This is a genomic window from Mesorhizobium sp. M7A.F.Ca.US.006.01.1.1 (assembly GCF_003997935.1).
Taxonomy (GTDB): Bacteria; Pseudomonadota; Alphaproteobacteria; order Rhizobiales; family Rhizobiaceae; genus Mesorhizobium.
The window spans coordinates 17,650-35,519 of the sequence record NZ_RZQL01000037.1; the positions used below are offsets into that span (position 1 = coordinate 17,650).

Sequence of the window (17,870 nt, forward strand, 5' to 3'; positions counted from 1 at the left end):
GGTAAATGTCTTCGAACAGAAAATTCACGGGATGCATGACACAACTCCCTGCTTGGTTTGAATCGATCCAATTCCGACAGCCGGCATTTTCTTGGATCGATTCAAACGTAGGCCTTGTCGAGGCTTCGATCAAGTCAAAATTTGAACCGATCCAACGAAAGTGTTAGATGGAAGAATTCAGGAGACGAAGATGGCGCCACTTATCTCTGCAAAGACAAGACCGGTCCGGCTGGCGGACATTGCCAAGGCAGCCGGCGTGTCGCACGGCACCGCGTCCAACGTGTTCGCCCGTCCGGAGATCGTGCGCGAGGAGGTCCGCGAACGGGTCAAGGCGGCAGCCGAGGCCATGGGATATGGCGGGCCGGATCCCAAGGGCCGGCTGCTGCGCGCCGGCAAGGTCAATGCCATCGGTGTCGCGACCGCGGAGCCGCTGTCCTATTTCTTCGACGACCCCTTTGCCCGGGTGATGATGGCCAGCATCTCGCAAGCCTGCGACGCAACCGGTGCGGGGATTTCGCTGGTCTCCGCAGCCAACAACGAACAGCTTGCCTGGAACATCCAAAGTGCGCTGGTCGATGGCTTCATCGTCTTTTGCGTCGATGGCGGTTCAAGGCTGGTCGAACTGGCACGTGAACGCAAACTCCCCTTTGTCGCGCTCGATCTCGATTCGGACGACGACGACGCCGTTGCAGCAATCGGCGTCGACAACATCGCCGGGGCTGGCCTGGCGGCCCACCACCTGACCGAACTCGGACATCGCCGCTTTGCCGTGCTTACCCTGCCCTGTGCCGACGTAGGCTTCGGCCCTACCACAAGGGAGCAGGTGGAAATGGCCGTCTACTCGGCTACGCGCGACCGCTTGCGTGGCTATTTCGCCGAACTCTCCCGGGTCGGCGTCGACGTCTCGCGCGTGCCGATCTACGAAACCGTCAATGACGAGAAGAGCGTTTGGGCCGGCCTCGACCATATTTTCGCCGGTGCCGAGACGCCGACAGCCATCCTGGCGATGTCGGACAGGATTGCGCTCCATGCGCTGGACTGGCTGCGGCAGCACGATATCTCGGTACCGGGCGATGTTTCGGTCGTCGGCTTCGACGGTGTTCCGGAGGGGGCGATTTCCAAGCCGCCGCTGACCACGATCGTCCAGCCGATCGCCGAGATGGGCCGCCTTGCCGTCAAGGCGATCCTTGAAAATGACGGTTCGTTCAGCCGGCAATCGCTGCCGGTCCAACTTGTGGTGCGAGCCTCATCCGGTCCCTCGCCCGCCTGAGTTCAACGGCCCATTCTTGTCGCCATGGCCGGCATCGCGAAGGATGCAGCATGGACGGGCGGGGCGGCGTTGTGAGTCGGCCTGCTTTTGGCGGACCAGCCAAGGCCCGATAGCCATTCGAGATAGTAGGCGAGCGCGAACTGCATGACGATGCCGGCCGATATCAACAGGCTGTCATAGGCAAATCCGCCCGGATTGATCAACTTCAGCACCTGCGCCGCCATCGCAAGCACCGTGCCGGCAATGAACACCGGCAGCGATCGTTTGCCCAATATGGCAAGCGGATGATCGCGTCCGGTGCGAAACAGGTTCGAGACCGCTGGGAAAGCCACGATCAGATAGCTCACCGCCAGTATATGCAGCAGCCTCGGCAGCGACAGGAACGTCTTGTCGAAACCGGTCAGCACCGGAGGCAGGCCAAGCCAGGAGATATGCCCCCAAAGCGGGCTGTGCACCCAGACCAGTGCGGCTGCGGTGTAGGCCAAGGCCGCGCCGACCAGCCAGCGATTGACCGGGATGGTGCCGCCGCGACGCACATGCAGCGTGCCCGCCAGGCCGATGTTGAAAAGGAACTGCCACGAGAGCGGGTTGAGAAACCAGAAGCCGGGCTCGGGATAGTTGGGCGGAGCGATCTGATAAATCCCCGCGACCAGCCACAGGGCGCCGGATGCTGCCAGTGCCAGGACCGGCCGATAATTCACAATGAGCAGGAACACCGGCGCCAGCAAGAGCAGCACCGCATAGACGGGCAGGATGTTGTTGTAGCCAAGTTGGTGGCCCAGCGTCACGATGCCGATCAGCACCTGCGGCGTATTCTTGATCAACGGCTCGATGTTGATCATCGTCAAAAGCTCCGGCCGCCTGGCAAACACCGCTGCGGCGCAGAAAATGGCCATCACCACCATGGTGGTGACGATGTGGGTGGCATAAAGCACACCGGCGCGGCGCAACATCTTCAAGGTTGCCAGCAGCCGGTTTCCAGGCTGGAATTTCTTGCCATAGGCGAGCGCGACCGAAATGCCGGAGATCAGCACGAAGACCTCCGCCGCATCGGAAAAGCCGAAATTCTTGTAGGTCAGATACTCGAAGGCGGTACCTGGCACATGGTCGACATAGATGGTCAGCAAGGCAAGAGCACGGATCACATCGATGCGCGTGTCACGCTCAGTGCGATCCGAGACACGCGCCTCGCGATCTGGGACACGCGCCTCGCGGTCTGGGACACGCAAATCGCGGTCCGGGGAAATCTGGGTGGTCATCGACAAAAAGGCCTCAAAGCTGGTTGTTCATACCGGCAATGCGACCCCCGGCGCACCGCTTCGATTCCTCCCGAAGGAATGTTATCGGCGGAGAAACGGACTGTAATGCGCCCGGTTCAATCAACTTTCGCGGAGCTTGAAAATATTGCGTTTTGAAGCCGGCAAATTGAGCGAAACCTCATATAATCAAGAGGATGGGCGATGATCGAAGAGACCTCACAGGATGGTGCGTTGCGGCGTGACCTCGCCTTCCACTACCGCCTCTACAGCGCGGCGGATTCAACGGGCGAGTGCTTCTTCCTGCTGCATGGGTCGGGTGTCGACGAGACGACATTGGTGCCGCTGGCGCGAGAGATCGCACCGCGTGCCACGCTTATCGCGGTGCGTGGCCGCGTTGTCCAGGAGGATGGTTTCCGCTGGTTTGCGCGCATCACGCCGACGCTCTTCGAACAGGCAAGCATCCGCACCGAAACCGATGCCTTTGCGGGCTTCGTCGCTGACGCGGCCACACATCACCATCTCGACCTCTCGCGCACAATTTTCATCGGCTATTCGAACGGCGCCAATCTGGTTTCGAGCCTGATGCTGCTGCATCCGGGCCTTGTCGAACGCGCCGCGCTGCTGCGGCCGATGCCGGTGCTCGATGATATGCCGGCGACGGATCTGTCAAAGGTGCGGGTGCTGATGATCGCCGGCGCCGCCGACCTCACCTATGCGCCCTTCGCCCCTGCTCTGGTGACATTGCTCAGCCGGCATGGCGCTGAGATCGACGCCAGGATTGTCCCATCAGGTCATGAATTCGGCAGCGCCGACGCCGCAATAGTCAGGCAATGGCTGCCGGGTTCGGCAGCGGTGGCGACGGCAGGCTGACAGGCTCGCCAGCATGACCAGCCTGGCTACCCTCGCCCCATCCGGTTCCAGGCGTCCAGCCCGGCGATCTTGTAGGCTTCGGCGAGCGTCGGATAGTTGAAGGTGTTGTTGACGAAGAAGTCGACGGTGCCGCCGAGATTGATCACCGCCTGGCCGATGTGGATGAGCTCGGTGGCGCCCTCGCCGATGATGTGCGCGCCGAGCAGACGGCGCGTTTCGATCGAGAACAACAGTTTCAGGAAGCCGGTGTTGACGCCCATGATGTGGCCGCGCGAGGTCTCGCGAAAACGCGCCACGCCGACCTCATATGCCGCACCGCTCTCGCGCACCTGTTCCTCGGACTGGCCGACCGTCGAGATTTCCGGCACCGCGTAGATGCCATAGGGAAAGGTTTCCGGCGGCGGCGGCAACGGCACACCGAAAGCATGGCAGGCAGCCACCCTGCCCTGCTCCATCGAAGTCGAGGCCAGGCTCGGAAAGCCGATGACGTCGCCGGCGGCATAGATGTTGGGCACGCTGGTCTGGAAGGATTGCGGATCGACCTTGATACGCCCTCTGGAGTCGGCGTCGATGCCGACGACATCCAGGCCCAGGCTGCCGACATTGCCGGTGCGGCCGGCGGCGTAGAGCACGACCTCGGAACGAATGGTGCGGCCATCGGCCAGTTCCACTTCGGCGGCGTCGGGCTTGGAGCGGATTTCCTTCACCCCGCTGCCCAGCCGGATGGTCATGCCGCGATCGCGCATCTGGTGGATGAAATCGTCGACGATCTCGCGGTCGACGAAATCGAGGATGGAGTTGCGCGGCTCGACCAGCGTCACCGGGACGTCGAGCGCGGAAAAGATCGTCGCGTATTCGACGCCGATGACGCCGGCGCCGATCACGGTCAGCGTGCGCGGCAAGCGATCCAGCTCCAGCATCTCGTCGCTGTCGAAGACGCGGGTCTTGTCGAAAGGCACGTCGCGCGGGCGGTGCGGCCTGGTGCCGACCGCGATCAGCGCATTGGCAAAACCAACCTCGCTGTAATCGCCGGTATCCGTGGTCAGGCTGACCTTGTTGGGGCCAAGGAATTTCACCGCGGCGCGGGCGCTCTTGACCGTGTTGCGCATGAACTGGTGCTGCAGCACCTCGACCTCATGGTCGAGCGTCTTGTGCAGGCGCTCGACCAGATCGCCGACCGAGATATCCTGCTTGACCCGGTAACCGCGCCCGTAGAAGCCACGCTCGCGCCAGCCGGAAAGATTGAGCACCGTTTCGCGCAGCGTTTTCGACGGGATGGTGCCGGTATGCACCGAGACACCGCCCAGACGCCGGCCGCGGTCGACCACCAGCACCGACTTGCCGAGCTTGGCCGACTGCACCGCGGCACGGCGGCCGGAAGGGCCGCTGCCGATGACCAGCATGTCGTAGTCCATATTGCCCCGTCCCCTGCCCCTGGGCGCTTCTTGCGCCGCCTGTGCGCTTTGCTGCGCCGCAACAAGCTAATGCTATCCGCGCCGCAAATTCAACCGGTTCACATTGCGCCCGACGCCATCGCAAGAAACCTAATCTTGATTCCGTCACAGGCCTTCACCATTTCATGGCTGAGCGGTCCGCACCCTATGTCGGACCTTGTTACGAGGAAATGACATGAACGCGCGCGTTCTCGATGGCGAAATCATCACCAGCAGGCTCGACGATGTCAGGGCCTATGACGGCGTGCGCACGAAGCGCATCCTGGCCTTCGTGATCGACTACATCATCGTCGCGCTGCTCACCATTCCGTTTGCCATTCTGGTGTTCTTCCTCGGGCTTTTGACCCTCGGTCTTGGCTGGATGCTGTTCGGCGTCCTGGTACCGACTGTGGCAATCCTCTACATCTGGAACACGCTGGGCAGCACCGACCAGGCCACCACGGGCATGAAGATGATGAGCATCCGGCTCGACCGGCTCGACGGCAGGCCGATCGACGGCCTCACCGCGGTCGTCCATTCGGTGCTGTTCTGGGCCGGCAACGTCATCCTGTCGCCGCTCGTCCTGCTGGTGACGCTGTTTTCCGACCGCAAGCGCACCTTGCACGATCTTTTGCTTGGCACGGTCGTCAGCCGCACCGACCGCTGAAACGGCTCTCTGAAGAGCAGTCGCAACCGATTGAGCACAAATGTGAAGGCGTCGAGTCGATCACGCCCACATAATCCTGTTGAATTTTTCGCCGTCCGCGCCAAAGGTAGAGCGATTCGAAGGAGTGTTTCCAAGGCTCGATGACGCAGCATCCGACCCAGTCGCCGCAGTTCTTCCTGACCGCGCCGTCGCCGTGTCCCTATCTCGACGGCCAGTTCGAGCGCAAGGTGTTCACGCACCTGGTCGGCGACAAGGCGGCGGAGATGAACGACCTGTTGACGCAAGGCGGCTTCCGGCGCTCACAGAACATCGCCTACAGGCCGGCATGCGAGACGTGCCGCGCCTGTGTTTCGGTACGCATCCTAGCCCAGGAATTCGTCGCCAGCCGCAACATGAAACGCGTGCTGCAGCACAATTCCGATCTCGTCGGCTACATGCACAATGCCGAGCCCTCGACCGAACAATATTCCCTGTTCCGCAGCTATCTCGACGCACGCCACCGTCGTGGCGGCATGTCCGACATGACGGTGCTCGACTATGCGATGATGGTCGAGGACACCCATGTCGACACCAAGGTGATCGAATATCGGCGGCGCGGACCTGACACCTTCATCACCGGCAAGGGACAGGGCGAGCTGATCGCGGTGGCGCTCACCGACAAGATGGCCGACGGCCTGTCGATGGTCTACTCCTACTTCAATCCCGATTTCGAGGAGCGGTCGCTCGGCACGTTCATGATCCTTGACCACATCGCCCGCGCCAGGGCGATGGGCCTGCCCCATGTCTATCTCGGCTACTGGGTCAACGGCTCGCGCAAGATGAATTATAAGATGCGCTTCATGCCGCAGGAGCATCTCGGCCCGAAGGGCTGGGAGCGCTACACCAACGAAGCGGTCGCGCGCTGATTACTCTTTCCCAAGCCCGGGCTTAAACATTTTCAATCGAGACGATGCTGGTCTTTCCGCTGGTTGGCGGAGAGCGTGCGATTGCGGGTCCGCCATCCTCTCCCGAATTCATTGTGAAAGTCGCTGCATGTCGTCTCACGATACTCACACCAAAGGACTTCTGCTCACCGCATTTGGCGGGTTGACGCTGACCGTGGACATCCCGCTGATCCGGCTCGCCCACGGCGAGGCGTGGACAATCCTGCTGCTGCGCACCGGCTGCACCTTGGCCGCAGCACTGATCATGTGGACCATCTGGCGCTCGTTCAGCAAGAATGCGCCGCAGCTCATCCCCGGCTGGTCGGGTCTGATCGTTGCCGCGATCTACGGGCTCGGCGCGATTGCCTTCATCACCGGCGTCTACAACACCTCGACCGCCAACCTGGTTTTCATCCTGGCCTTCACCACCATGTTCGCCGCGCTGCTGTCGTGGGTATTCCTGAAGGAGCGGCCGCGGCCGCTGACCCTTGCGGCATTGGCCATGATGATCGTCGGCGTCGCCATCATCGTCGGCGATTCCGTCGGCACTGGACATCTGTTCGGCGACCTGATGGCATTGTGTTCGGCCTTCCTCATCGCCTGCGCCATCACCATCTCGCGCGCCAGCGGCAAGGATATGGGCTTTACCTCACTGATCGGCGTCGTCCTGCCTTTCGGGCTGGCGGCGTTGATGGTCTCCAAGACCGGCTTTCAGGTGGAGGCGCCCTGGTGGATCATCCTCAACGGCTCCGTCATCATGCCGATAGCGTTCTTCTGCCTTGCCGCCGGGCCGAAATACATTTCGGGGCCCGAAGTGGCGATGTTCTACCTGCTCGAAACCGTGCTGGCGCCAGTCTGGGTGTGGATGATCTTTGCCGAGACACCGACGCGCAACAGCCTGATCGGCGGCGCGATCCTGATCGTCACGCTGATCGCGCATTCGCTGTGGCAACTTCACGAGGGTCGCAAGCGGCGTGGCGACCTTGCGGTGCAACATCCGGCCTAAGGTGCGTTGAGATCAGCCGCTGGCCTTCTTCGCCACGTCAGGTTCCGGCAGGACCTCGATTTGCGGACCGGCTTCGATTTCGGCTGCCGAGCCCGGGACGATGTCGTCGGCCATTTCCACCTCGCGCAGCCATTCGCGCCAGATCGCGACCAGCAGGGCCATCAGCACCGGGCCGATGAACAGGCCGAGAAACCCCATGGTCTTGACGCCGCCGATCAGGCCGAAAAACGTCGGCAGGAAGGGCAGTTTTATCGGCCCGCCGACGAGCTTCGGACGCAGGGTCTTGTCGACGATGAACAGCTCGACCGCACCCCAGAGGAACAGTGCCAGCCCGGCCATCGGCGAGCCGCTGGCGGCGAGATAGATCGAGACCAGTGTGAAGGACAGTGGTGCACCGCCGGGGATCAGCGCCATAACGCCGGTCAGGGCGCCAAGCGTGACCGGCGACGGCACGCCAGCCAGCCAGTAGGCGATGCCCAGCACCAGGCCTTCGCCGATGGCGATGACGGTCATGCCGGTTACGGTCGACGAGATGGTTGCCGGCACGACACGCGAAATCCGTTCCCATCTGGTCGGCAGGATGCGTTCGCCGAGACGGTCGACCTGGCCGGCAAAATGCTCGCCGTCGCGATAGGCAAAGAACAGCGCAATCATCATGAACAAGAGGGTCAACAGCAGGCCGAAGGCACTGCCGCCGGCGGCCAGCACGCCGCGATAGATGCTGCCGATGTTGGCGCCGCTGACCAATTGGATCAGTTCACCGATGCCGCCGGGATGGCCGAAATTGGTGGTCCACTGCTCGTTCAGCCACTCGCCCACGACAGGCATGGTGGCGATCCAGTGCGGTGTCACCGCACCGTGCCGGTTGGTCTCGATCGCCCAGGCGACCCATTCGCGGACCTCGTTAATCGCATAGGTGCCGGCGAGCGCGATCGGGATCACCAGGAAAGCGAGGATGAAGAGGATGGCAAAGGTCGCGGCGATGGTGCGGTTGCCACTGACTGCGACAAGCAGGCGGCGGTAAAGCGGCCAGCTGGCGAAAGCGATGACGAGCGCCGCCAGCACCGGGAACAGGAAGCCGTGGAAGAAATAGACACCGGCGGCAACGATCAGCACCAGCAGCCAGCGTGCGGCCGACAGCGGCGGGATGACGGCTGCCCTGAGCGGCGTCGACAGGCCAAAGAGGCGCTGCTGCCGTTCCGGTTTCTGGATTCTTGCTTCCTTCAAACGCCTGGCTCTCCCAAACACCCCTCCTGTCTATGCACTGATATAGTGCAGCAATCGTGACGATAGTCCAAATGATTGGGGTGGGGTTGGTGATCTCCCCCCTTGAGGGGGAGATGGCCGGCAGGCCAGAGGGGGTCGCCGCGCGTGAAGCGCCGGCATTCTCTCCTCGAAGCAAGAGGCCGCGTCCGGTCGTACCGACCCCCTCTGTCGCCTTTGGCGACATCTCCCCCTCGAGGGGGAGATTAGCAGCGCTACCCAAACTTCCCCGTCCTCGGGAATCCCTTCGGCACCATCCGGCCAGCCGAGGCACGCGCACCGATCCACTCAGTCAGTTCCTCGCGCGACCTTGTGAAGGTGCGGTCGGCCGAATCCTGCCAGGAGAGGCCGCTCTCCAGCGTGAACGGCTTGAGGTCGAGAAGGCCGCCATCCTTGTATTTCTGCAGGCGCACGCCCTTGCCGCGGCCCATCTCCGGAATCTCGGAGAGCGCGAACACCAGCATCTTGCGATTCTCGCCGACGATGGCGAGATGGTCGCCGGTGACCGGGATGCAGCGCTTGGCTTCGTCCGGCGCCTTGACGTTCATCACCTGCTTGCCCTTGCGGGTGTTGGCGACGACTTCCTCTTCCGGCACGATGAAACCGTTGGCGTCGTGCGAGGCCAGCAGCAGCTTGCGTTTCGGGTCATGAACGAAGGCGGTGACGATGTCCTGGTCATTGTCCATATCGACGATGATGCGGATCGGCTCGCCATGGCCGCGCCCGCCAGGCAGCCGGTCGGCGCCGATGGTGTAGAATTTGCCGCCGGTGGTGAAGACCAGCACCTTGTCGGTGGTCTGGGCATGGAAGGCGAGCTTGAGGCTGTCGCCCTCCTTGAAGGTCAGTGTCGAGAGATCGGCCAGATGCCCCTTCATCGCCCGCAGCCAGCCCTTTTCCGAGACAACCACGGTGACCGGCTCGCGCTCGATCATGGCATGTGCGATGTCGGTCAGATCATGCTCGGGCGCGTCGGCGAATTGCGTACGGCGCTTGCCGAGCTCGGTCTCCGGACCGAACTTGTCGCGGATGTTGGTGACTTCCCATTTGATCGTCGCCCACTGCTTCTCGTTTGAAGCAAGCAGTGCCTCGATCTGCTTTTTCTCCGCGCTCAGGCCGTCGAATTCCTTGCGGATCTCGAATTCTTCAAGCTTGCGCAGCGCGCGCAGGCGCATGTTGAGGATGGCTTCGGCCTGGGTGTCGGTAAGCGACCAGCGGGCCATCATGACCTGCTTTGGCTCATCCTCCTCGCGGATGATCCTGATCACCTCGTCGATGTTGAGGTAGGCGATCAGGTAGCCGGCAAGTATCTCCAACCGCCTTTCGATTTCGCCGAGCCGGTGTTTCGAGCGGCGGATCAAAACCTCGCGGCGGTGCTCGAGCCACTCCTGCAGCACGCCCTTCAGCGACAGCACGTTGGGCACCTTGCCGCGCGACAGGACGTTCATGTTGAGCGGGAAGCGGCTTTCGAGCTCGGTTAGCTTGAACAACGATTCCATCAGGATGCCGGGGTCGACCGAACGGCTCTTCGGCACCAGTACGATGCGGACATCCTCGGCGCTTTCGTCCCTGATGTCCTCGAGCAGCGGCAGCTTGCGCGCCATCAGCAGTTCGGCGATCTTCTCGATCAGCCGCGCCTTCTGCACGCCATAGGGGATTTCGGTGACGACGATGCTCCAGGTGCCCCTGCCCTGGTCCTCCTGAAACCACTTCGAGCGCACGCGAAAGCCACCGCGACCGGTTTCGTAGGCTTCGAGGATCGAGGCGCGGCTGTCGACGATGATGCCGCCGGTCGGGAAATCCGGCCCCTGGACAAAGTCCATCAGCTTCGCCACCGGCGCGTCCCGGTTTTCGATCAGGTGAAGTGCGGCATCGCAAAGCTCGGCGGCGTTGTGGGGCGGGATCGATGTCGCCATGCCCACCGCAATGCCGGACGAACCGTTGGCCAGCAGATTCGGAAAGGCGCCGGGCAAAACCACCGGCTCCTCGTCTTCTTCATTGTAGGTCGGCCGATAATCGACGGCATCCTCGGTGATGCCGGACAAAAGTTCGGTCGCCACATCGGTCATGCGCGCTTCGGTGTAGCGCATGGCGGCGGCGTTATCACCGTCGATGTTGCCGAAATTGCCCTGCCCGTCGACCAGGGGATAGCGCATCGAAAAATCCTGCGCCAACCGCACCAGCGCGTCATAGATCGACTGGTCGCCATGCGGGTGGAACTTGCCCATCACCTCGCCGACGATGCGGGCGCATTTGGCAAAACCCTGGTCGGGGTTGAGCCGCAGCAGGCGCATGGCGTGCATGATGCGGCGATGGACCGGCTTCAGTCCGTCGCGCACATCGGGCAGTGCCCGGTGCATGATGGTCGACAGCGCATAGGCCAGATAGCGCTCTTCCAGCGCCTTCTTCAGATCGACCGGCTCGATATGATCGCCACCGCCATTTTCAGGCGGCAAAAGCCTTTTTCCCATGGGCTCGGACTAGCCGAGCGGGTGATTCGCGGCAAGAGCCCGATGGAGATACCGGCCTTTCTGCAACGTGAAACCGCACCCCAGGGGATGTCTGCCAACATCAGCCTGTTACATGCGGGTTCTATGGCCAAGCGCGACGATATCCGGCTATCGGCTCTTCATGACAAATTCACCGGTTTGCGCAAAGACGGTGGGATCGGGTTTGCCTTTCACCGCGATTTTTGACCAATGTGCCGGAACACGCCTTTTTCCGGTCCAGTTCGTCACGGAATGGTGATGGCGCAAATAATTGAAAAAACAATTTCAGGACACTCTCAGGGACCTTGCGATGACAATCAAACGCTCAACTCTCAAGAAACTGGCTTTTTCGACCTTCTTGCTCACGCTGTCGCTGAATGCGGCCCTCGCACAGGATACGGCAGTGGCCGACCGGCTGAAGGCAGCGCTTGTCGCACAAGGTGTCGACATCACCTGGACTGGGGTGACCGGCGACAACACCAGCATGGTGCTGCAGGGCGTTGCCATCAAACCGGCGGCGGAGAAGGAAGCGCTTCCCATCGGCGACGTCAAACTCGAAGGTGTGACCGAGGCAAATGGCGGCTATGACATCGCCACCGTATCGACGGCTGCCTTCACACACAGCAAGGACGGCGTCACCCTCGACCTCAGCCCCTTCGTCATCCATGACATGACAGTTCCGGCCGACGGCGCCACCGGCCCGCTCGGCTCGCTGATGATGTACAAGTCAGCCGAACTCTCGAACATGACCGTCAAGGTCGCCGACAAGACCGCCTTCTCGATGGACGGGCTTGCCATCGAGATCACGCCGCCGGCGGACGGCAAGGCGATGGAATTCACCGCAACCACGGAAAAATTCAATGCCGACCTGACGCTGGTGGACGATCCCAAGTCCAAGGAAGTCATCAACGCGCTCGGCTACCAGAACATCGCGGGCAATCTCGAAATGGCCGGCACCTGGCAGCCCACGGACGGCAAGATGGAACTGTCGAAATACGACATCTCGGTCGAGAATGCCGGCACGCTCGGCATGACCTTCAATCTCGGCGGCTACACGCTGGACTTTATCAAGTCGCTGCAGGAAATGCAGAAGAAGATGGCGGCACAGCCTGAAGGCGCCGACAATTCGGCGCAAGGCATGGCCATGCTCGGCCTGTTGCAGCAGCTTTCGTTCAACAGCGCCTCGATCCGCTTCGACGACGATTCGCTGACCAACAAGGTTCTGGACTATGTCGGCAAGCAGCAAGGCATGTCCGGCAAGGACATCGCCAACCAGGCCAAGGCGATCGTGCCGTTCGGCATGGCGCAGCTCAACAATCCGGAACTGACGGCACAGGTCACCGCCGCGGTCAGCAAATTCCTCGACGATCCGAAGAGCCTCGAAATCTCGGCCGAGCCGCCGGCATCCGTGCCGTTCGCGCTGATCATGGCGGGCGCCATGTCCAACCCGCTCGATCTGCCGAAGACGCTCGGCGTCACCGTCAAGGCCAACGAAGACTGATCGAAGCGATCTCAATATGCGAAAAGCCCGGCAGCGATGCCGGGCTTTTTTATCGGGATTAGCGAATCGAAAGAATCGGTTCGGGCAGTTCTTTAAAGCATCGCCCGAGCAATTCCAGGAAAAGTGTGAGGCGGTTTTCCCGGGAAAAGCGCGTAGCGCTTTCCCTTGGGAATTGCGTCAAACCGCTCTAGCAGCGATCAGGCGTCCTTCTTGGGCACGGCAACACGCAGCGCCAGGTCGCGAAGCTGCTGCGGGCTCGCTTCCGAGGGTGCGTTCATCAACAGATCATAGGCCTGCTGGTTCATCGGGAACATGGTGATCTCACGCAGGTTCTTGGCACCGAGCAGCAACATTACGACGCGGTCGACACCGGCGGCCATGCCGCCATGCGGCGGTGCGCCATACTGGAAGGCACGATAGAGGCCGCCGAAGCGCTCCTCGACCGTGGCGCGATCCAGCCCGACCGTCTCGAACGCCTTGACCATGGTTTCGGGCAGATGGTTGCGGATACCGCCTGAGGCGATCTCGAACCCGTTGCAGACCATGTCGTACTGGAACGCCTTGATGCCGAGCAAGTCCTCGCCATTCAGCGCATCGATGCCACCTTGCGGCATCGAGAACGGGTTGTGGGCGAAGTCGATCTTCTTCTCTTCCTCGTTCCACTCGAAGAACGGGAAGTCGACGATCCAGCACAGCTCGAAACGCTCGCGGTCGACAAGGTTCAGCTCCTCGCCGGCACGGGTGCGCGCAGCCCCAGCAAAGGAGACGAACTTCTTCGGGTCGCCTGCAACGAAGAAGGCGGCGTCGCCATCGGCAAGGCCGAGCTGAAGGCGGATCGCCTCGGTGCGCTCCTCGCCGATGTTCTTGGCGAGCGGGCCGGCGCCTTCGAGCTTGTCGCCCTCCTTGCGCCAGAAGATATAGCCGAGCCCCGGCTGGCCCTCGCCCTGCGCCCAGGAATTCATGCGGTCGCAGAACGCGCGGCTGCCGCCGGTCTTGGCGGGAATGCCCCACACTTCAGCCTTCGGGTCGTTGGCCAGGATGTTGGCGAACACCTTGAAGCCGGAATCGCGAAAATGGTCGGAAACGGCCTGCATCTCGATAGGGTTGCGCAGGTCCGGCTTGTCGGAGCCGTATTTGCGCATGGCGACGTCATAGGGAATGCGCTGGAAATTCTGCGTCACCGGCTTGCCGTTGGCGAAGGTCTCGAAGACCCCGCGCATGACAGGTTCCATGGTCGACAGCACGTCGTCCTGCTCGACGAAGCTCATTTCGAGGTCGAGCTGGTAGAATTCGCCCGGCAGACGATCGGCGCGCGGATCCTCGTCGCGGAAGCAGGGCGCGATCTGGAAGTAGCGGTCGAAGCCCGACACCATGATCAGCTGCTTGTACTGCTGCGGCGCCTGCGGCAGCGCGTAGAAGGTGCCGGGATGGATGCGCGACGGCACCAGGAAGTCGCGCGCGCCTTCCGGCGACGAGGCGGTGAGGATCGGCGTCGAGAATTCGGTGAAGCCGACCTCGCCCATGCGCTTGCGCATTTCCGCGATGATTTTCGTACGCGCAATGATGTTCTTGTGCAGCGTCTCGCGGCGCAGGTCGAGAAAACGGTATTTCAGCCTGATATCCTCGGGATAGTCAGGCTCGCCGAACACCGGCAGCGGCAATTCCTTGGCCGCCGACAGCACCTCGATCTCGCGGGCGAAAATCTCGATCTCGCCGGTCGGCAAATTGGCGTTGGTGGTCTCGGGCAAACGCGCCTTAACCTCGCCGTCGACGCGGATGACCCACTCGCCGCGCACGGTCTCGGCGACCTTGAAGGCAGGCGAATCCGGGTCGGCGACGATCTGGGTCAGGCCATAATTGTCGCGCAGGTCGATGAAGAGCAGGCCGCCATGATCGCGCACGCGATGCACCCAGCCCGACAGGCGAACGGTCGAGCCGACGTCGCTCTTCCTCAACTGGGCACAGGTATGGCTGCGGTAACGGTGCATTGTCATTGGTAAAGTCCGGGGTGCTGGGGCCGAAGCATCACAGCTCAGCCTGAAAATTTGCGCGAAAAGCGCATGGGAGGCCGGATTTGTCAAGGCAAGTGGCCCGGCTTGGTGTCTCGGTTCCGCTTTCCCAGGCGACCTATGAGCCCAGTGCCGATAGCCGAAGACGCTGGGCAAGGTGTTCGACGACCAATGCAGCGCTGGCGGACGACGTTGCGGCATGATGAAGGCGAATTTCCGCTCCCGGCAGTGGCGGCACTTGCCGGCCGGGATGGACATCTCGCAGGCCCGGCGCAAGCATGCTGCCCTTGACCACGGTGACCGCCAGGCCCTGTTCGACAATTGCCTCCGTGGCTGAGAGGCTCGGGCTGACATAGGCCAACCGCCATGGCCGGCCTGCCTTGTTGAGCGCCTCAATGGCCCAGGAGCGAAACAGGCAATCGGGGCTCGACAGAGCGACGGGCAGTGGATCGAGCTCCTCGACGGGCCGCGTCGCCGCCGCCGCCCAAATCGCCCTTTCGCGGCATATCAAATCCCCGTCGGTCGTGCCTTCCGGGTGCATGGCGATGACGGCGTCGAACGACGACCCAAGCCGTTTCAAGAGCCGGGCGGTGAGACCAATCTCCATTTCGACCTGCACCAACGGAAATCGCTCGGCGATGCCGGCAAGGAGGCGCGGCAGGATCTTGGTGCCATAATCCTCCATGACCCCGATGCGAACCTGTCCGGCCACCTGCTGACCGGAAACACGCGCAATCGCCTGCTCATTGAGAGCAAGAATGCGGCGGGCATCGATCAGAAAGCCCTCCCCGGCGGCGGTGAGTTCAACGCGGGCTGTCGAGCGCCGGAACAAGATGGTCTCGATGCGCTCCTCAAGACGTTTCACCTGCAAGCTGACGGCCGCCTGCGTTCTATTGAGCTGCTCGGCGGCTCGCGTGAACGAAAGGCGCTCGGCAACGACGACGAAGGCCCGCAGCAGGTCCGGATCGAGGTTCGGGGTGCTCATAGTGGAATGTTATCAAACTCATTGAGCTTATTCGATTCCTTATGGCCCGCCCGCCCGATATCGCTGGCTCCGAACTGACAAAGGTCGGGATCAATGGAAATTCTCGGTGTGCTCGCTGCAATTCTCTCCAGTGCCCTCGGAGGCACGGCGGTTGGCGCAACACGATACCTCGCAGGTACGCTCGACCCTCTCACGATCGGCGCGCTCCGGTTCGGCGGCGGCTTTTTGGTCTTGGGCGCCATCGCACTTTGGCGGCGTGACACATGGCCGCCGAAGAGCGACTGGCTTGGTACCAGCGCATTGGGTGTCCTGTTTTTCGGACTGTTTCCCGTGCTCTTCAACGGAGCCCTCATCTACACGACGGCGGCACGCGGAGCTCTGGCGCTTTCGACACTGCCTCTGCTCACCATGCTTGCCGGGGCGGTTCTCAGGATCGAGCCGCCGACCATGCGCAAGGTCGTCGGTGTCCTGATCGCAATGGCTGGAGTGACCGTCGCACTCGGTACGAGTTTGACGAGCGCTCCTCCGGGTGCATGGCGCGGAGATCTGCTCATGGTCGCGGCCGCTTTCTGCATGGCGCTCTACAACGTCTGGTCGAGACCATTTCTATCCCGCACCGCGCCAATCCCGTTCGTAGCATCTGGCATGGGCGTGGGCGCGGTCTGCCTGTCGGGCATGGTTGCTTTGAACGGAGGCTTCGCGCGACTTGCCACTCTCAGCGCACCTCAGTGGATCGCGAGCGGATATCTGGCCATAGTTTGCGGCGCCTTCATTTTCTTCCTCTGGGCATTCGCGCTTGGACGCGCCGCTCCGACACTGGTTGCAGTCTCTGTTGCGGTCAATCCGGTAACGGCATCGATCTTCGGTGTCATCTTCCTGGGCGAACGGGTGAGCGCGAACCTGATTGTCGGGCTCATCACCGTCCTCGCCGGAATAGCTGTCGCGTCGGGAGCGGCCGAGTGGCTCGGCCGGCGGCCCGGCATCGGCGGCCGCAGCGCCCTTGAGTAAAGCGAAACGAATTCAGGCGGATGCGCCGGCCCGTTCCTGTGGGCGCAGGGATTTGCTGCTGGCGTTGGCAAAGGCGATGGTCCAAGAAGGAAGCCGACCAAGCGGTTGTGTTCCCCATGTCCTCCATCCGCCCGATGATCCCCCTCCTTCTCGCCGCCGGCATACTGCTCGGCGGCAACGGGCTGCAGAGCACGCTGATCGCGCTGCGCGGCGCGCAGGAAGGGTTTTCGGCTTCCGACATCGGCCTGATGGGCACCTTCTACTTCGCCGGCTTCCTGCTCGGCTGCCTGGCCATCACCCGCATCATGAAGGCGGTCGGCCATATCAGGGCATTTTCGGCGCTGGCGGCAATCGCCTCGGTCGGCACTTTGCTCCTGGTGCTGGTCATCGATCCGGTGATGTGGTGCGCGGTACGCCTTGCCGGCGGCTTCTGCTTCGCCGGGCTGTTCACCATCGTCGAAAGCTGGCTGAATTCCGGCGTCAGCAATCACGACCGGGCACGCGTGCTGGCGATCTACCGGATGGTCGACATCGGTTCGGTGACATCAGCCCAGTTCCTGATCCCGATCTTCGGCGCCGGCGGTTTCGCTATCTTCGCCATCATGTCGATGATGATCACCTTGTCGCTGGTGCCGGTGTCGCTCGGCGACCGCTCCAACCCGGCACCACCCGATGAGGTCAAGCTCGACCTGGCGCGCGTCTGGCGGATTTCGCCGCTGGGCTGCTTCGGCTGCATCGCCGTCGGCGTCACCAACAGCGCCTTTCGCACCTTGTCGCCGGTCTATGCCGAGCAGATCGGCATGTCGGTCGCCGATGTCGTCACCTTCGTCAGCGTCGGCATCTTCGGCGGCGCCATCATCCAATACCCGCTCGGCTACCTCTCCGACCGCTGGGACCGGCGCCGCGTGCTGTTGATCACGACGTGCTGCGCGATGTTTTCGGCGCTGGCGCTGGTGTTCATCGCCGGCAGCAATCCGGCGCTCAACTTCATCTTCATCTTCATCTTCGGCTGCTTCGCCATGCCGCTCTATTCGCTGTCGGCGGCGCATTCCAACGATCGCGCCGACACGGGCGAGTTCGTGCTGATCAACGCGGCGCTGATGCTGTTCTATTCCTTCGGCGCCATTGGCGGCCCGTTCGCCGCCTCGACGGCAATGCAGTATTTCGGACCGGGCGCCCTGTTTGTATTC

15 protein-coding genes are annotated in these 17,870 nt (G+C 62.2%); 9 read left to right on the plus strand and 6 right to left on the minus strand.

Annotation, left to right across the window (positions count from 1 at the left end):
• The first annotated feature begins 190 nt into the window (after nt 1-190).
• A complete protein-coding gene (locus tag EN943_RS09445; RefSeq protein ID WP_127412379.1) occupies nt 191-1,270 on the plus strand; it encodes a substrate-binding domain-containing protein in 1,080 nt (359 codons plus the stop codon).
• Between the two features lie 2 nt (nt 1,271-1,272).
• Here the strand turns inward: EN943_RS09445 and EN943_RS09450 are convergent, their stop codons facing one another.
• Nucleotides 1,273-2,529 (minus strand): OpgC family protein, encoded by a 1,257-nt coding sequence (locus tag EN943_RS09450; RefSeq protein WP_127412380.1) that lies wholly within the window; start codon nt 2,527-2,529, stop codon nt 1,273-1,275.
• 201 nt (nt 2,530-2,730) lie between these two features.
• Between EN943_RS09450 and EN943_RS09455 the strand changes: the two genes are divergently transcribed.
• Entirely contained in the window at nt 2,731-3,399 is a 669-nt protein-coding gene (locus EN943_RS09455; protein WP_127412381.1) for an alpha/beta hydrolase, read from the plus strand.
• A gap of 26 nt (nt 3,400-3,425) precedes the next feature.
• Here the strand turns inward: EN943_RS09455 and sthA are convergent, their stop codons facing one another.
• Nucleotides 3,426-4,814 carry a Si-specific NAD(P)(+) transhydrogenase gene (sthA, locus tag EN943_RS09460; RefSeq protein WP_127412382.1) on the minus strand — a complete coding sequence of 463 codons (1,389 nt, stop codon included), beginning with the start codon at nt 4,812-4,814 and terminating at the stop codon, nt 3,426-3,428.
• Nucleotides 4,815-5,028: 214 nt separating this feature from the next.
• Here sthA and EN943_RS09465 point away from each other — a divergent pair, with 214 nt between their 5' ends.
• The 3 genes from EN943_RS09465 to EN943_RS09475 all read left to right on the plus strand — a co-directional run bounded on the left by EN943_RS09465 (nt 5,029) and on the right by EN943_RS09475 (nt 7,428).
• A complete protein-coding gene (locus EN943_RS09465) occupies nt 5,029-5,499 on the plus strand; it encodes an RDD family protein (RefSeq protein ID WP_127412383.1) in 471 nt (156 codons plus the stop codon).
• Nucleotides 5,500-5,639: 140 nt separating this feature from the next.
• A complete protein-coding gene (locus EN943_RS09470; RefSeq protein ID WP_127412384.1) occupies nt 5,640-6,404 on the plus strand; it encodes an arginyltransferase in 765 nt (254 codons plus the stop codon).
• A 127-nt stretch (nt 6,405-6,531) separates the two neighbouring features.
• On the plus strand, nt 6,532-7,428 hold the full coding sequence (locus tag EN943_RS09475; RefSeq protein ID WP_127412385.1) for a DMT family transporter: 897 nt from the start codon (nt 6,532-6,534) through the stop codon (nt 7,426-7,428).
• Nucleotides 7,429-7,440: 12 nt separating this feature from the next.
• Here the strand turns inward: EN943_RS09475 and EN943_RS09480 are convergent, their stop codons facing one another.
• Nucleotides 7,441-8,655: an AI-2E family transporter gene (locus EN943_RS09480; RefSeq protein WP_127412386.1), complete on the minus strand. Its 1,215-nt coding sequence runs from the start codon at nt 8,653-8,655 to the stop codon at nt 7,441-7,443.
• Nucleotides 8,656-8,906: 251 nt separating this feature from the next.
• The gene (gene parC / locus EN943_RS09485; protein ID WP_127412387.1) at nt 8,907-11,159 is read right to left on the minus strand and encodes a DNA topoisomerase IV subunit A; all 2,253 of its coding nucleotides are present in this window, start codon (nt 11,157-11,159) and stop codon (nt 8,907-8,909) included.
• Here parC and EN943_RS09490 point away from each other — a divergent pair.
• Together EN943_RS09490 and EN943_RS09495 are read left to right on the plus strand one after the other, a co-directional pair.
• On the plus strand, nt 11,115-11,384 hold the full coding sequence (locus EN943_RS09490) for a hypothetical protein (RefSeq protein ID WP_127412388.1): 270 nt from the start codon (nt 11,115-11,117) through the stop codon (nt 11,382-11,384). The genes parC and EN943_RS09490 overlap by 45 nt on opposite strands.
• Before the next feature lie 103 nt (nt 11,385-11,487).
• Nucleotides 11,488-12,678, plus strand: coding sequence for a hypothetical protein (locus EN943_RS09495; protein WP_127412389.1), 1,191 nt, complete (start codon nt 11,488-11,490; stop codon nt 12,676-12,678).
• 197 nt (nt 12,679-12,875) lie between these two features.
• Here EN943_RS09495 and aspS read toward each other — a convergent pair whose 3' ends face one another.
• On the minus strand, nt 12,876-14,666 hold the full coding sequence (aspS, locus tag EN943_RS09500) for an aspartate--tRNA ligase (protein ID WP_064995496.1): 1,791 nt from the start codon (nt 14,664-14,666) through the stop codon (nt 12,876-12,878).
• 139 nt (nt 14,667-14,805) lie between these two features.
• Entirely contained in the window at nt 14,806-15,672 is an 867-nt protein-coding gene (locus EN943_RS09505) for a LysR substrate-binding domain-containing protein (protein WP_127412390.1), read from the minus strand.
• A gap of 93 nt (nt 15,673-15,765) precedes the next feature.
• On the opposite strand from EN943_RS09505, the gene EN943_RS09510 reads away from it, so the two are divergent.
• Together EN943_RS09510 and EN943_RS09515 are read left to right on the plus strand one after the other, a co-directional pair.
• Entirely contained in the window at nt 15,766-16,680 is a 915-nt protein-coding gene (locus EN943_RS09510; RefSeq protein WP_127412391.1) for a DMT family transporter, read from the plus strand.
• A 116-nt stretch (nt 16,681-16,796) separates the two neighbouring features.
• Nucleotides 16,797-17,870: MFS transporter (locus EN943_RS09515; RefSeq protein ID WP_127412392.1), on the plus strand; the 1,074-nt coding region annotated here is incomplete at its 3' end.

Excerpts from the sequence above, each read along its gene's own strand:
- EN943_RS09465 (WP_127412383.1), top strand. The coding sequence starts at position 5,029 with ATGAACGCGCGCGTTCTCGATGGCGAAATCATCACCAGCAGGCTCGAC.
- EN943_RS09470 (WP_127412384.1), top strand. The coding sequence starts at position 5,640 with ATGACGCAGCATCCGACCCAGTCGCCGCAGTTCTTCCTGACCGCGCCG.
- EN943_RS09505 (WP_127412390.1), bottom strand. The coding sequence starts at position 15,672 with ATGAGCACCCCGAACCTCGATCCGGACCTGCTGCGGGCCTTCGTCGTC.
- aspS (WP_064995496.1), bottom strand. The coding sequence starts at position 14,666 with ATGCACCGTTACCGCAGCCATACCTGTGCCCAGTTGAGGAAGAGCGAC.
- EN943_RS09450 (WP_127412380.1), bottom strand. The coding sequence starts at position 2,529 with ATGACCACCCAGATTTCCCCGGACCGCGATTTGCGTGTCCCAGACCGC.
- EN943_RS09445 (WP_127412379.1), top strand. The coding sequence starts at position 191 with ATGGCGCCACTTATCTCTGCAAAGACAAGACCGGTCCGGCTGGCGGAC.
- EN943_RS09510 (WP_127412391.1), top strand. The coding sequence starts at position 15,766 with ATGGAAATTCTCGGTGTGCTCGCTGCAATTCTCTCCAGTGCCCTCGGA.
- EN943_RS09455 (WP_127412381.1), top strand. The coding sequence starts at position 2,731 with ATGATCGAAGAGACCTCACAGGATGGTGCGTTGCGGCGTGACCTCGCC.
- EN943_RS09495 (WP_127412389.1), top strand. The coding sequence starts at position 11,488 with ATGACAATCAAACGCTCAACTCTCAAGAAACTGGCTTTTTCGACCTTC.
- sthA (WP_127412382.1), bottom strand. The coding sequence starts at position 4,814 with ATGGACTACGACATGCTGGTCATCGGCAGCGGCCCTTCCGGCCGCCGT.
- EN943_RS09490 (WP_127412388.1), top strand. The coding sequence starts at position 11,115 with ATGATCGCCACCGCCATTTTCAGGCGGCAAAAGCCTTTTTCCCATGGG.
- EN943_RS09475 (WP_127412385.1), top strand. The coding sequence starts at position 6,532 with ATGTCGTCTCACGATACTCACACCAAAGGACTTCTGCTCACCGCATTT.
- parC (WP_127412387.1), bottom strand. The coding sequence starts at position 11,159 with ATGGGAAAAAGGCTTTTGCCGCCTGAAAATGGCGGTGGCGATCATATC.